The sequence below is a fragment of the Amycolatopsis albispora genome, assembly GCF_003312875.1.
Lineage (GTDB): Bacteria > Actinomycetota > Actinomycetes > Mycobacteriales > Pseudonocardiaceae > Amycolatopsis > Amycolatopsis albispora.
Genome location: NZ_CP015163.1, coordinates 8,591,460 through 8,605,348, shown reverse-complemented (window position 1 = coordinate 8,605,348; position 13,889 = coordinate 8,591,460). Strand labels below are relative to the sequence as shown.

The 13,889-nt window shown below is 72.5% G+C and carries 12 protein-coding genes; 4 read left to right on the top strand and 8 right to left on the bottom strand.

All coding sequences use genetic code 11. From position 1 onward, the window contains the following. Positions 1-8: 8 nt before the first annotated feature. Complete coding sequence (locus A4R43_RS39900) at positions 9-1,247, bottom strand: FAD-dependent oxidoreductase (protein ID WP_113696820.1); 1,239 nt, start codon at positions 1,245-1,247, stop codon at positions 9-11. Positions 1,248-1,310: 63 nt separating this feature from the next. Here A4R43_RS39900 and A4R43_RS39895 point away from each other — a divergent pair, with 63 nt between their 5' ends. Beyond that, positions 1,311-1,928 (top strand): TetR/AcrR family transcriptional regulator, encoded by a 618-nt coding sequence (locus A4R43_RS39895; protein ID WP_113696819.1) that lies wholly within the window; start codon positions 1,311-1,313, stop codon positions 1,926-1,928. Here A4R43_RS39895 and A4R43_RS39890 read toward each other — a convergent pair whose 3' ends face one another. Both A4R43_RS39890 and A4R43_RS39885 read right to left on the bottom strand, forming a co-directional pair. Further along, a complete protein-coding gene (locus tag A4R43_RS39890) occupies positions 1,929-3,818 on the bottom strand; it encodes an FtsX-like permease family protein (RefSeq protein WP_113696818.1) in 1,890 nt (629 codons plus the stop codon). Further along, positions 3,818-4,567 (bottom strand): ABC transporter ATP-binding protein, encoded by a 750-nt coding sequence (locus A4R43_RS39885; RefSeq protein WP_236808550.1) that lies wholly within the window; start codon positions 4,565-4,567, stop codon positions 3,818-3,820. Before A4R43_RS39885 ends, A4R43_RS39890 begins: the two co-directional genes overlap by 1 nt. Before the next feature lie 115 nt (positions 4,568-4,682). On the opposite strand from A4R43_RS39885, the gene A4R43_RS39880 reads away from it, so the two are divergent. The 3 genes from A4R43_RS39880 to A4R43_RS39870 all read left to right on the top strand — a co-directional run bounded on the left by A4R43_RS39880 (position 4,683) and on the right by A4R43_RS39870 (position 6,914). Next, positions 4,683-5,969 carry a sensor histidine kinase gene (locus A4R43_RS39880; protein ID WP_236808548.1) on the top strand — a complete coding sequence of 429 codons (1,287 nt, stop codon included), beginning with the start codon at positions 4,683-4,685 and terminating at the stop codon, positions 5,967-5,969. After that, a complete protein-coding gene (locus A4R43_RS39875) occupies positions 5,951-6,601 on the top strand; it encodes a response regulator transcription factor (RefSeq protein WP_113696815.1) in 651 nt (216 codons plus the stop codon). Before A4R43_RS39880 ends, A4R43_RS39875 begins: the two co-directional genes overlap by 19 nt. Before the next feature lie 94 nt (positions 6,602-6,695). After that, the gene (locus A4R43_RS39870) at positions 6,696-6,914 is read left to right on the top strand and encodes a hypothetical protein (RefSeq protein ID WP_113696814.1); all 219 of its coding nucleotides are present in this window, start codon (positions 6,696-6,698) and stop codon (positions 6,912-6,914) included. A 10-nt stretch (positions 6,915-6,924) separates the two neighbouring features. Here A4R43_RS39870 and proB read toward each other — a convergent pair whose 3' ends face one another. From proB to A4R43_RS39845, 5 genes are all read right to left on the bottom strand, one after another. After that, positions 6,925-8,034 (bottom strand): glutamate 5-kinase, encoded by a 1,110-nt coding sequence (gene proB, locus A4R43_RS39865; RefSeq protein ID WP_113696813.1) that lies wholly within the window; start codon positions 8,032-8,034, stop codon positions 6,925-6,927. Further along, positions 8,027-9,472 carry a GTPase ObgE gene (obgE, locus tag A4R43_RS39860; protein ID WP_113696812.1) on the bottom strand — a complete coding sequence of 482 codons (1,446 nt, stop codon included), beginning with the start codon at positions 9,470-9,472 and terminating at the stop codon, positions 8,027-8,029. The genes proB and obgE overlap by 8 nt, the downstream gene beginning before the upstream one ends. Positions 9,473-9,572: 100 nt before the next feature. Further along, a complete protein-coding gene (gene rpmA, locus A4R43_RS39855; protein ID WP_113696811.1) occupies positions 9,573-9,830 on the bottom strand; it encodes a 50S ribosomal protein L27 in 258 nt (85 codons plus the stop codon). 15 nt (positions 9,831-9,845) lie between these two features. Next, positions 9,846-10,160 (bottom strand): 50S ribosomal protein L21, encoded by a 315-nt coding sequence (gene rplU / locus A4R43_RS39850; protein ID WP_113696810.1) that lies wholly within the window; start codon positions 10,158-10,160, stop codon positions 9,846-9,848. Positions 10,161-10,324: 164 nt separating this feature from the next. Continuing rightward, a complete protein-coding gene (locus A4R43_RS39845) occupies positions 10,325-13,444 on the bottom strand; it encodes a translation initiation factor IF-2 N-terminal domain-containing protein (RefSeq protein WP_113696809.1) in 3,120 nt (1,039 codons plus the stop codon). Positions 13,445-13,889: the final 445 nt, after the last annotated feature.

The following is a 13,889-nucleotide window of genomic DNA, read 5'->3' as shown; positions in this document are numbered from 1 at the left end:
GGTTCGGGCTAGTCCGTGCCGTGCTCGGCGAAGGCGCGCCGCTTGAGCGGTGGCACGGCGGTGAGGAACCGGAGCGCGCCGCGGAAGGCCAGGCGCGCGGCGGCGTTGCCGGAGACGAACTGCTCGGCGGACCGCCTGGACGCACGCACGGCCGCGAAACCGTAGTCGCGCATGCGTTCCTCGTAGTTGCCGATGGCGGCGACGGCACTGCTCCCGCCGCGGGACAGCTCGGCGCAGAGCAGTTCCGCGTCCCGCAGCGCGGTGTTGGCGCCGATGCCGCGGAACGGGGTCATGCTGTGCGCCGCGTCGCCGAGCAGGGTCACGCGGCCCGGCTCCCACGGCTCGACCGGTTCCGAGGTCAGGATCGGCACCAGCGAGACCGCGGCGGCCGGTGACCGCTCGACGATCCGGTCCAGTTCCGGGTGCCAGTCGCGGATGTGCCCGCGCACCACCGACTTGAGCCCGTCACCGTCCAGTTCGGACAGCTCACGCCGGTAGAACTCCCGCCGGGCGGCGAAGGACCACATCAGGTAGCCCTCGGTGTTGCCGAACAACTCCGGTTCCAGCGACGCCGTCTCGTCATCCACACCGGGACTCTCGTGCGGCGCGGTGAACATGCCGCAGTCCTTGCGCGGCATGATCGTGTTCGGGCCCTCGGCGAGCCGCCGGGGCAGGTTCGCGTCACGCAGCGGGAGCTTGCCCACGATGGCGCGGATGCCGGTGTCCACCCGGGTCGCGTGCGGCAGGAACTGGGCCCGCACCCGGGAGTTCGCGCCGTCCGCGCCGATCAGCACGTCGGCTTCGGCCTCGGTGCCGTCGGCGAAGCAGATCCGGCGGCCACCGTCGGCGTACCGGACGAACTCCTTGCCGTGGTGCAGGATGCCGTCCAGCTCGGCGGACAGCAGCTGGTGCAGGGTGATCCGGCTGACCGAATGGTGCGCGCGCACCGGATCGGGTCCGGGGTCAGTGTCGATCACCAGCAGTTCCTTGAGCTGCTCGGTCAGGAAGCCGAACGCGCCACCATCACCCGAGGTGGCCACGAACCGCTCCCACAGCGACGGCGGCAGGCAGGCGTGCAGTGCCCGCGCGCCGTGCGGGTTGATGTGCACGCGGTAGCCCTGCAGCCGTTCGGTCCGGCTGCGGCTGCGTTCGTAGACCGCCACCTCCACCCCCGCGCGCCGCAGCCCGTGCGCCAGGCAGAGCCCGCCCGTGCCGCCACCGATGATCCCCACTCGCAACGTTGTCATGCGCCCATAATCATCCACACGGATGATTAAGTCAACCGAGTAGCTGACTGATACCGTGACGGCGTGCCAGAGCCCCGGACCCGCCGCTCCCCCGCGCCAGAAGACCGCCAGCGTGACGCCGAACGCACCAAGGCGCGCATTCTCGAGGCGGCGAAGGCCGAGTTCGGCGCGAAGGGCTTCACCGCGGCGCGGGTCGGCGAGATAGCCGCGAAGGCGGGGATCAACAAGCAGCTGATCTCGTACTACTTCGGCGGCAAGGAAGGGCTGTACGCCGAGGTCGCGGGCGCGGTCTTCCAGCGCAACCGCGGCATCGCCGACCCGGCGGCGAGCACCGCGGAGGTGGTGGCGGGTTTTGTCCGCGACAGCCTGGCCGACCAGGACGGGGCCCGGTTGTTCATCTGGGAGAACCTCAACGACACCGGTCCCGGCGCCCACGGTGAGGACGAGCAGCGCGAGTTCCTCCGCGCGCAGGTCGACTACCTGCGCGGACGGCAGGCCGCGGGTGACTTCCCGGCCGATCTCGACCCGCGGCACCTGCTGCTGGCGCTGATGGGCGCGGCGGCCGCACCGTGGATGCTGCCCAGGGTCGCGCGGCTGGTGTGCGACACCGATCCCGCTTCGCCGGAGTTCGGCGACGAGTTCGCCGAGCAGCTCGCCCGGCTGCTGCGGCACCTCGCCTGATCACTCACGCGCCGCCACCAGGGAAACCGGGGACGGCCGCGTCGCCAGCAGGGTGGTCCACACGCTGGTCACGCCGACCGCGGTGAACGCACCGGCGGCGAGAAAGCCCAGCAGCCGCCACGGCACCGCCACCACCGGCATGCCGACCAGCACCCCGGCCAGGGTGAGGCAGCCCAGCCCCAGCCCGATCGCGGTGACCGCCCAGGCCTCGATCAGCGCCATCCACACCACCTGCCGCCGGGTCAGCCCGGTGACGCGGGCCGCGGCGAACTCCACCCCGCGCTCGGCCCCGGCCATCACCACCGCGTTGACCACGGCCACCGCCGCGTACAGCCCGGACAGGCCCATCAGCGCGGCCAGGAACGCGGTGTTGTCCTGTTGCTGCTTCTCGACGTCGGCCGCGACCCAATCGGCCATTGTGGACACTCGGCCGATGTCCACAATGGCCGGATCGGCTCCCGGTGCCAGGCGCACCACCGAAACGGCTGGTGATTCGGCGACGATCCCGGCGGGCACGGCGTCCCTGGGCAGCAGGAAGGTGGCGCCCTCCGCGACGGTCTCCGGCATCGCCGCCACCACCCGCAGTTCCCGTTCCCCGCCGGGAAAACTCGCGCGCACCGAATCGCCGATCCGGATGCCCTCGCTCACCAGCGCGGGCCCCACCGCGATGGTGTCCCCACGCAGCTCGGCCAGGTCCCCCGCGCGTGGCCGGATCAGGTGCGCCTGCTGGTAGGCGGCCGGGTCGATCACGGTCAGCCCGTCGTAGTAGCGCTCGGTGCGGGCCCAGCCCTCCTCCCGCAGCTCGGCCTGGATGCGGATGGGCACGGTGACCTCCACCGAAACCCCGGCCACGCCGGGAATCGACGCGATGCGGTCGGCCTCGGCACCGGTCGACTCGACCACCAGATCACCGACCGTGGTGCGCCGCTGCTCCTGCTCGCTCAGCTCGGACAGCGAGGCCATGGTGCCCGCCAGCCCGAGCACCAGGCCGGTCAGCACGATCAGCGGCGCGGCGGTGGACGCGCTGCGGCGCACCCCGTCACGCAGGTTGGCCTCGGCGATCTCCCCCAGCACCGTCGCGCGCAGCAGCAGTCCCAGCACGCGCCCGGCCAGCGGCACCACCAGCGGGCTCAGCACGCTCAGCCCGGTCGCGCCGACGATGGCCACCAGCATGGACATCGCCAGCGCGCCCGCCAGCTCGACCCGCTGCGCCAGCACCACCAGCCCGGCGCAGAAGGCCACCATGGACAACCCGGTGAACCAGCGGCCGACGGTCATCACCCGCTGCACGGAACCGCTGTCCCGCAAGGCTTCCAGCGGCCGGACCCGCGACGCGCGCCGGGCCGCGCTGAGCACGCCGAGCAGTGACACGCCGATACCGACGAAGCCCGACACCCACAGCACGCGTGGTTCCCACGCCGCCGAGAAGCCGTCCGGCACCAGGCCGAGCGCGTTCAGCAACCACGACTGCGGCCAGGTCGCGACCACCCCGAGCGGCACCCCGAGCGCGGTGCCGGTCACGCCGAGCAGCAGCGCCTCGGCGACCAACAGCCGGTACAGCTGCCCGCGCCCGCCGCCGACCAGGCGCAGCAGCGCGAGTTCCCGCCGCCGCTGCGCCACGGTGAAGGCGAAGGTGGAGCCGACGATGAAGAAGCCGAGAAAACCGGACAGCAGCACGGTCATCCCCATCAGCGTCGCCGCGCCCTCGAACCCGGCCCGCACCCGGTCCGCGGTGGCCTGGTCGAGCCCGTCCGGCACGCGTTCCCGTGCCGTCGAGCCCATCACCAGCAGCGACGACTGCACCAGCGCCACCCCGAGCGCGACGGTGAGCAGCGCACCCCCGAACAGCCTGCGCCGCTCCCCGAACGTGCTCAGCGAAAGCCGCAGCATCACGCCTCCAGGCTCGCGAGCCGGTCGGCGACCTCGCGGGCGGTGGGCCGCAGCAGCTGGTCGACGAGCCGGCCGTCGGACAGGAACACCACCGCGTCGGCGGCGGCCGCGGCGACCGGGTCGTGCGTCACCATCACCACGGTCTGGTGCGCCCGGTCGACCATGCCGCGAAGCAGGTGCAGCACCCCGCGCGCGGACTTCGAATCCAGGGCGCCGGTTGGCTCGTCGGCGAACAGCACGGCGGGCCTGGTCACCATGGCGCGCGCGATCGCCACCCGCTGCTGCTGCCCGCCGGACAGTTCACGCGGGCGGTGCCGGACGCGGTCGCCGAGCCCGACCGATGCCAGCACCGCGTGCACCTCCTCGCGGGAAACCCTGGCGCCGGACAGCCGCAGCGGCAGCGCGACGTTCTGCTCGGCGGTCAGCGCGCCCAGCAGGTTGAAGCTCTGGAAGACAAAGCCGATCGCACTGCGGCGCAGGGCGGTGAGCGCGCTGTCCGTGGCCAGCGTGATGTCGTTGCCCAGCAGCACCACCCGGCCGCCGGTGACCCGGTCCAGCCCGGCCGCGCAGTGCAGCAGGGTGGACTTGCCCGAGCCGGACGGGCCCATCACCGCAGTCCAGGTGCCGGGCGGGAAGCCGATGCTGACGCGGTCGAGCGCACGCACGCGGGCCTGCCGCTCGCCGTACTCCCTGGTCACCTCCCACAGCTCGATCGCTGGCACCACGCGTGTCCCGGCTTCCGCACTCACCCGCCCAGCAAACCGGCCGCACCCGGTGCCGCGCACTACGGCCAGGTCCCCAGCCGGAGGTAGACCTGGCTCTACCCCCGCTGAAGGCGGGCACGGACGGCTAGGGTCGGCTTCCGTGACCACCACCGCGCTCGACGCCCTGGGCGGGCGGGGCTTCCTGCTCGGCCGATGGCCGTGGCGCGCGGCGGCGTACCTGCTCAGCTCGCTGGCCACAGCCACCGCCACCGCCGGTGCGCTCAGCCTGCTCTGCCTGCCGTGGCTGGTGCTCGCCCTGGAGTCCTCTTGGGACAGACCGGGCCCGGTGATCGCCCTGCTGGCACTGGGCGCGCTCGGTTTCGGGCTCGGCGGGCCGCTGCTCGCCCTGCCGCTGGCCGGCTGGGAACGACGCCGCCTCCGGCTGGTGGACCCGCGCCCGGTCACCTCCGGCCACCGCCCTCCCCCGGCAACCGGCCTCGCGCCGTGGGTGCGCACGCGGTTCACCGAAGCCGCGACCTGGCGTGAACTCGGCTACGCGGTGCTGCTGGCGACCGTCGTCCTGGCCGCCTGCGTGGCGGTGCTGGTGTTCGCCGTGCTGGCCGTTTCCCTGCTGGTGAGCCCGTTCCTGGTCGGCGGCGGCCCGGTGTCCGTCGGCTTCCTGACCGTCAGCACGCCCGGCGAGTCCGTCTGGGGCGTGCTCGGCGGCCTCGTGCTGCTCGCCGCGCTCTGCTACCTGGGCACGCTGGTCGCCGGGCTGCACGGCATGCTGGCCAGGACCCTGCTCCAGGGCGACCAGCTGATCGAGGTCTCGCGTTCGCGTGCCCGGCTGGTCGACGCCTTCGAGGCCGAACGGCGGCGCATCGAACGCGATCTGCACGACGGCGCCCAGCAGCGGCTGGTCGGCCTGACCCTGCGGCTCGGCCTCGCCCGCCTCGACCTGCCAGCGGACTCACCCGCCGCCGCGCAGGTGGCCGCCGCCCACGACGAGGCCAAGCAGCTGATGGCCGAACTGCGCGAGTTCATCCACGGCATCCGCCCGCAGGTGCTCACCGAACGCGGGCTGCCCGCCGCGCTCGGCGAGCTGGCCGACCGGTCGGCGGTGCCGGTGACCGTCCACAGTGCACTGAACGGCCGGCTGCCCGGTCCGCTGGAGGGCACCGCCTACTTCGTCGCCTCCGAGGCGCTGGCCAACGCGGCCAAGCACAGCGGGGCGGCCGCGGTCGAGATCGACGTGCGGCTGGACCGCGGCTGGCTGCGGCTGGAGGTCCGCGACAACGGCCGCGGCGGGGCCGATCCGGCGGGCGGCACCGGGCTGACCGGCTTGGCCGACCGCGTCGCCGTGCTCGACGGCAGAATGGTGCTGTCCAGTCCGGCCGGTGGGCCGACCGTGGTGCGTGTGGAGCTGCCGTGTCCTCAGTCCGAGTAGTGCTGGCCGAAGACGGCGTCCTGCTCCGCGAAGGCCTGTCCGGCCTGCTCGGCCGCTTCGGCTTCGAGGTGGTGGCGGCCGTCGGCGACGCCACCGAGCTGGTGCGCGCGGTCGAGGAGCACCGGCCCGGCCTGGTGGTCACCGACATCCGGATGCCGCCGGACTTCACCGACGAGGGCCTGCGGGCCGCGGTCGAGCTGCGCCGGGCGCATCCCGGGCTGGCCGTGCTGGCCCTGAGCCAGTACGTCGAGCGCAGCGGCGCCGCCGAGCTGCTCGACTCCGGTGACGGACGCGGTGTCGGCTACCTGCTCAAGGACCGCGTGGTCGACGTCGAGGAGTTCGCCGCCGCGCTGCGGCAGGTGGCCGACGGCGGCACCGTGGTCGACCCGCAGGTGGTGCGGCAGCTGCTCAACCGGCGGCGCGACCCGCTGAGCCGGCTGTCCGCCCGCGAGACCGAGGTGCTCGCGCTGGTCGCCGAAGGCCACTCCAACGCCGAAATCGCCCGGCGGCTGGTGGTCTCGGAAGCGGCGGTGACCAAGCACGTCGGCAACATCCTGACCAAACTGGACCTTCCGCCCGCGGAGGACACCAACCGCCGCGTGCTGGCCGTGCTCGCCTACCTACGTCGGTAATTGCTTTACGTAACGGAAAAAGCCGGGGACAACAGGCAACGGACCGCGCGCACCGTACGTCTGAACAGGCAATACCCCAGGCGAGAGGCAGGCCGTGAACCACCCCAGCGACCCACCCACCGAGCGCGAGCTGACCGACGCCGCCGGACTGCTCGAAGACGAACTGGACCGGCTCATCGGCGAGTACAGCCGGATCTCCGGCGAGCAGCCGGCCGTCGGCGTGCAACCGAGCTTGGCCGCGTACCTGGTGCGCAGCGCCGAACCGCCCATCCTGGCCGCGTTGCTGGCCGCGGCGATCGCGCGCCTGGCGTGACCGGACTGCTTCAGCGCCCGAACGGCACCAGATCGTCGGCGTGCACGACCTCGCGCCGCTGCTCGGCGGGCAGCTGGTGACTCGACCGGCCGATCAGCGCCGGCAGCTCCACCGCGTCGTAGGCGACCACACCGCGGGCCACCACCCGTTGCGCCGGATCGACCAGGTCCACCACGTCACCGGCCTCGAAGTCGCCGTCGACCCCGGTGATCCCGGCGGCCAGCAGCGACCGGCGCCGCCGCACCACCGCGGTGACCGCACCGTCGTCGAGGTGCAGGCGGCCACGCGCGTCGGTGGCGTAGCCGAGCCAGAACCGGCGGGCCGAAAGGCGGCTGTCCGCGGCGGCGAACGCCGTGCCGACCTTCGCCTCGGTGAGCGCGTCCGCCGCCTGGCTCGCGCCGGCGAGCAGCACCGGGATCCCGGCCGCGGCGGCCGTCCGCGCGGCGGCCAGCTTCGAGACCATGCCACCGGTGCCCAGCCCGGAGCTGGACATGCCGACCGAGATGCCGTCGACGTCCGCGTCGCCGGTCACCTCGTCGATCCGCCGGGTCGCGCCCGAGCGCGGGTCCCCGTCGTACAGTCCGTCCACATCGGACAGCAGCACCAGCGCGTCGGCGGCCACCAGGTGGGCCACCAGCGCGGCGAGCCGGTCGTTGTCGCCGAACTTGATCTCTTCGGTGGCCACGGTGTCGTTCTCGTTGACCACCGGGACCGCGCCCAGCGCGAGCAACCGCGAGAAGGTGCGCTGCGCGTTGCGGTAGTGCGCGCGGCGGACCACGTCGTCGGAGGTGAGCAGCACCTGGCCGACGGTCAGCGAGTACCGCCCGAACGACTCACCGTAGGCGTGCGCGAGCGCGAGCTGGCCCACGCTCGCCGCGGCCTGCTGCGAAGCCAGGTCACGCGGGCGCTTCGCCAGCGAAAGCGGCGCCAGCCCGGCGCCGATCGCCCCGGACGAGACCAGCACGATCTGGCTGCCCGCGCCGATGCGGGCCGCGATGGCGTCGACCAGCGCGTCCAGCCTGCGCCCGTCGAGCCCGTCACCCGCGGTGGTCAGCGCCGAGGAACCGACCTTGACCACCAGGCGCCGGGCGTTCGCCACCGCCTGCCGGGTCTCACTCACCGTCGGACTCCTCGTCCGGGCCGTCACGCCGGATGCGCCGGGCTTCCTTGCGCTCGGCCGCGCTGACCCGGTCGGTGCCCTCCAGCCGGACGTCGGTACCGCGGCCGGACAGGTGCACGACCGCGCCCGGGGTGGACGGCTGCCACTCGAACGAGATGTCGCCGATGGTGACCTGGCTGCCCGGAACCGCGCCCTTGCGGGCCAGCTCGTCCTCGACACCGAGCCGGTTCAGCCGGTCGGCGAGATAACCGACGGCCTCGTCGTTGCCGAAGTTCGTCTGCCGGATCCACCGCTCGGGACGGGTGCCGTGCACGACGAAGGCGCCTTCCTCCTCCGGGTCCGGCTCGACGGTGAACCCGCTGTCGTCCACCGCCAGCGGCTTGAGCACCACCTTCTCCGCCTCCGGCGGCGGCTGCTCGGCCCGGTAGCGCTCGACCACCGCGCCTAGCGCGAAGGTCAGCTCCCGCAGGCCCTTGCGCGACACCGTGGAGATCTCGAAGACCTCCAGCCCGCGCTTTTCGAACTCGGGCCGCACCAGCTCGGCGATCTCCGCCGCGTCCGGCACGTCCACCTTGTTCAGCACCACCACCCGCGGCCGGTCGGCGAGATCCCCGCCGAGGCTCGGCGTGTAGCGGGCCAGCTCCGTCTCCAGTGCGTCCACATCGGACACCGGATCGCGGCCGGGCTCGTAGGTGGCGCAGTCGACCACGTGCACCAGCACCGCGCAGCGCTCGATGTGGCGCAGGAAGTCCAGCCCGAGGCCCTTGCCCTGGCTGGCGCCGGGGATCAGGCCGGGCACGTCGGCCATGGTGAACACGGTGTCGCCCGCGGTGACCACGCCGAGGTTCGGCACCAGCGTGGTGAACGGGTAGTCGGCGATCTTCGGCTTGGCCGCCGAAAGCACCGAGATCAGCGAGGACTTGCCAGCCGACGGGAAGCCCAGCAGGCCGACGTCGGCCACCGAGCGCAGCTCCAGCACCAGGTCGCGGGACTCGCCCGGCTCACCGAGCAGCGCGAAACCCGGCGCCTTGCGTGCCTTGGACGCCAGCGCGGCGTTGCCGAGCCCGCCCCGGCCGCCCTGCGCGGCGACGAAGGTGGTGCCGGGGCCGACCAGGTCGGCGAGCACCTCGCCGCGTTCGGTGAGCACCACGGTGCCGTCCGGCACGCGCAGTTCCAGGGTCTCCCCGGCGGCGCCGGAGCGGTTGCCGCCCTGCCCGATCTTGCCGTTGCCCGCCCGCGCGTGCGGCCGGAAGTGGAAGTCGAGCAGCGTGTGCACGTTCGGATCGACGACCAGCAGCACATCACCGCCGTTGCCGCCGTTGCCGCCGTCGGGACCGCCGAGCGGCTTGAACTTCTCACGGTGCACCGAGGCGCAGCCGTTCCCACCGTTGCCGGCGGCCAGATGGATCACCGCGCGGTCGACGAACCGGGACGCCATTGCCTGCCCTCTCCAGAAACTTCTCTACATGCGAACGGGCGGTGTGGTCCGCGATATTCCGCAGACCACACCGCCCGGTGGTGTTCGCTCGGTCTGAGGCTCAGGCCTCGACCGGCACGATGTTGACCGTCTTGCGGCCACGCTTGGAACCGAACTCCACCGAGCCGGACTCCAGCGCGAACAGGGTGTCGTCCCCGCCGCGGCCGACGTTCACGCCCGGGTGGAACTTGGTGCCGCGCTGGCGGATGAGGATCTCGCCCGCCTTCACGACCTGGCCACCGAACCGCTTGACGCCGAGGTACTGCGGGTTCGAGTCACGACCGTTGCGGGAGCTGGACGCGCCCTTCTTGTGTGCCATGGCTGCCTGAACCCCTTACTTGGTGATGCCGGTGACTTCGAGGCGGGTCAGCTTCTGCCGGTGACCCTGCCGCTTGTGGTAGCCGGTCTTGTTCTTGAACTTGTGGATGCGGATCTTGGGACCCTTGGTCTGCTCGACGACCTTGCCGGTGACCGAGACCTTCGCGAGCGCGTCGGCGTCCGTGGTGACCTCGCCGCCATCCACGTACAGCACGGCGGGGAAGGTGTGCTCGGTGCCCGGCTCGCCCTCGAGCTTTTCGACCTCGACGACGTCGCCGACGGCCACCTTGTACTGCTTGCCGCCGGTCTTGACGATCGCGTACGCCGACACGGATGTCTCCTGCTAACTCGACAATAGGGTGGGGGCTTGTGCACGCCGCCCGCGGTAGTCCGCGTGCTGGTGGGCGCACAATGCTGGCCTGCCGCTACGGGCGGGCCGTCTTACAGGTTACGTGCCACCCCGGATCTGGTGACAACCGGGGTGGCCTAACCCTTCTACTGGCTGTTCTCGCCCGCGGTGACCGGCGGACCGGCCGGCCGCGAGGCCACCCGGCGGGCACGCCGCCGGGTCGTCTTCGCCGCCGGAGCGGGCACGGACACCTCGGGCACCTCAGACGTCTCAGCCGTCTGGGATGTCTCAGCAGCCTCAGGCGCCTGGGAAGACGCCTCAGGCTGTTCGGCCTGCTGCTGCGCCGCCTCGGCCCGCTCAGCCGCCTGGGACGGCTCAGCCTGAGCCGCCGCTGGGGCCTTCTCTGGAGCCTTCTCGGCGGCCTCGGCCTTCGCGGCGGTCTCGGGCGCCTCAGCGGCCTCAGGCGCCTCAGGCTTCGCCGGGGCCTCGGGCGCCTTGGCGGCCTCGGCCTTCTCGGCCTTCTCAGCGTTCTCGGTGGTGCCCGAGGCCTGCTGCGCTTCCGCAGCCGCGGTCGCCGGGGACTCGGCGGGGACCTCCTGCGCCTCTTCGGCGCGTTCCGCCACGTGCCCGTTCAGCTCGGGAGCCTTCGCCTCGGCGTCCTCGTGCTCGCCCTTGGCCGACTTCGACGCGTTCGCCATCGCCTGCACCGCGGTGACCACCGACTCACGCTGCACCGGGGTCGGCGGCTCGGTGGCCTTCGGCTCCGGCTGCGGCTGCTCCTCGGCCTTGTTGCCGCGGCCACGCGAGCGCCGGGACGAACCGTGCTGGTGCCCGCCGTTCCCGCCACCGCCGTTGCCGGAACCGTTCTTCGGCTGGTGGTCGGTGGAGACCACCACCCCACGGCCCTTGCAGTGCTCGCAGGTGGTCGAGAAGGCCTCCAGCAGCCCGGTGCCGACCTTCTTGCGGGTCATCTGCACCAGGCCCAGCGAGGTCACCTCGGCCACCTGGTGGCGGGTGCGGTCGCGGCCGAGGCATTCGGTCAGCCGCCGCAGCACCAGCTCGCGGTTGGACTCCAGCACCATGTCGATGAAGTCGATCACGATGATGCCGCCGATGTCCCGCAGCCGCAGCTGCCGCACGATCTCCTCGGCCGACTCCAGGTTGTTCCTGGTCACCGTCTCCTCGAGATTGCCGCCGGAGCCGGTGAACTTGCCGGTGTTGACGTCGATCACGGTCATCGCCTCGGTGCGGTCGATGACCAGGTAACCGCCGGAGGGCAGCCACACCTTGCGGTCGAGCGCCTTGGTGATCTGCTCGTCGATCCGGTAGTCGGCGAAGACGTCGCCGTTGCCGGAGTAGCGCTTGAGCCGGTCGGCCAGGTCGGGCGCGACGTGCGCGACGTAGCCCTGGATGGTCTCCCACGCCGTGTTGCCCTGGACCTCGAGCTTGGCGAAGTCCTCGGTGAACAGGTCGCGGACCACCTTGACCAGCAGGTCCGGCTCTTCGTAGAGCAGCGTCGGCGCGCCGGACTTCTTGCCCTTGCCAGCCTCGGCCTTCTCCTTGATCACGTCCCACTGCGCCTTGAGGCGGCGCACGTCGCGGTCCAGTTCCTCCTCGGCGATGCCCTCCGAGGCGGTGCGGATGATCACGCCCGCGTCCTCGGGCACGATCCGCTTGAGGATGTCCTTGAGGCGGCGGCGCTCGTTCTCCGGCAGCTTGCGCGAGATGCCGGTGGCGCCCCCGGCTGGCACGTAGACCAGGAAGCGGCCGGGCAGCGAGATCTGCGTGGTCAGCCGGGCCCCCTTGTGCCCGACCGGGTCCTTGGTGACCTGCACCAGCACACTGTCGCCGGTGGACAGCGCCTGCTCGATCTTGCGCGCCTTGCCTTCCAGCCCGGCGGCGTCCCAGTCCACCTCACCGGCGTAGAGCACGGCGTTGCGGCCGCGGCCGATGTCGATGAACGCGGCCTCCATCGAGGGCAGCACGTTCTGCACGCGGCCGAGGTAGACGTTGCCGACGATCGAGCCGCTGCCCGACGAGGTCACGAAGTGCTCGACCAGCACGCCGTCCTCGAGCACGCCGATCTGCGTGGCGTCGCCCTTCTCGGCGACCACCATGGTGCGCTCGACCGCTTCGCGGCGGGCGAGGAACTCGGCCTCGGACAGGATCGGCGCCCGGCGGCGACCGGCCTCGCGGCCGTCACGGCGGCGCTGGCGCTTGGCCTCCAGCCGCGTGGAGCCGCGCACGCTGCGCACCTCGTCGCGGACCGGCTTCTCGGCTTCCTTCTCCCGGTCCTTGTCCTTGCCCTGGCGGACGTGGACCACGGTGTTGGGCGGGTCGTCCGAGCTGGTGGCGGCCTCGGTGTCCTCTTCGCCGCTGCCCTTGCGACGGCGGCGGCGACGGCGGCGCGAACGGCTGCTTTCCTCGGCCTCGTCGGAGGCTTCGTCGGACTCCTCGGCCTTGCCCGCTTCGGCGGCCTTCTCGGCCGGGGCCTCGTCGGCCTTGGCCTTCTTGTCGTGGTCCTTCTGGTCCTTCGGCTCTTTCTGGTCCTTCTGGGGCTTGGCCTCGACCTCGTCGACCTCGCCCTCGTCCCGGCCTTCGTCGCCGCCCTTGCCGCGGCCGCGGCCACGACGGCCCCGGCGGCGACGCCGGCGACCGGCGCCTTCTTCGTCGTCCTCGCCCGGGGCCTGCTCACCCTCGGCGCTGGTGTCCTCGTCGGCCTCGGCCTGCGCGGGTTCCGGCGCGCGCTGGGCGGGCGCGGCGGCGGGCTCCGGCGGCAGGAACACCGGCGACGGCGCGGCGAACAGCGGCACGCGCACGGCCGGGCGAGCCTGCGCCGGCTCGGGTTCCGGGGCGGGCGCGGCCTCGGCGGCGGGAGCCGGGGCCTTGACCGCTGGGGCCTTGGTGGCCTGCGGGGTCACCGGGGGCTCAGTGGCTTCCGGAGCTGCGGTGGCATCCGGGGCTTGGGTGGCTTCAGTGGCTTCCGGGGCCGCAGCCTCGGATGTCTCCGCTTCGGCCGTGGCACCGAGCGCCTCGGCGACCTGGAGCGCGACCTCCTTGGGCACGCTGGACTGCGCACTGCGCGCCGTCACGCCCAGCTCGACCAGCTGCTTGAGCACCTCGCGGCTGCTCGAACCGAGCAGCTTGGCCAGTGCGTGCACCCTGATCCGGGCAGGCAGATCGGCCAGTGGGCCGGTCTCCGATGCGGTTGCAGGTGTGGCGGGATTCCCGCCGGTGTTCTCGGCGGGTGTGTCCGCGTTCGACATATATCTCCTCCGCCCCCGGGCGCGTCTACCAGCCTCTTCCGGCTGGAAGGACGCGGCCGCGCAGGGGCCCCTTCCTGTGCTGTTCCGCCGTGGTGGGCACCGACGGCGGGAATCCTTGCTGTCTCCGACGGCGCCGGAACCCGCCCGGCTGCCCGTCCTCGGCAGTCTGCTCGGCGACGCGCCGGCTGGGCACGGGGCGGACTACGCCCCTGGTTCAGGTCGTCTAGCCGCCGGTGGAGGCGGCGACGACATGGCTCGTTCAGCAGGTCACCGGGCCACCACGCCGGTGTCCTCCGCGCGACGCGCGGCGGCTCCGGCCCAGCGGCCGCCCTGAGTATCCCACACACCGGGGCGGATACCGCGTACTCGGTACCGGCTCATCGGGTTACAGCTCGCTGACGAGCGGCGGGACCGGCGACACGCCAGGTAGTGTGAAAACGGCCAC

Coding starts and splice junctions, on each gene's coding strand:
- A4R43_RS39890 (WP_113696818.1), bottom strand. CDS start 3,818: ATGCTGCGGCTTTCGCTGAGCACGTTCGGGGAGCGGCGCAGGCTGTTC.
- rpmA (WP_113696811.1), bottom strand. CDS start 9,830: ATGGCACACAAGAAGGGCGCGTCCAGCTCCCGCAACGGTCGTGACTCG.
- A4R43_RS39845 (WP_113696809.1), bottom strand. CDS start 13,444: ATGTCGAACGCGGACACACCCGCCGAGAACACCGGCGGGAATCCCGCC.
- A4R43_RS39900 (WP_113696820.1), bottom strand. CDS start 1,247: ATGACAACGTTGCGAGTGGGGATCATCGGTGGCGGCACGGGCGGGCTC.
- obgE (WP_113696812.1), bottom strand. CDS start 9,472: ATGGCGTCCCGGTTCGTCGACCGCGCGGTGATCCATCTGGCCGCCGGC.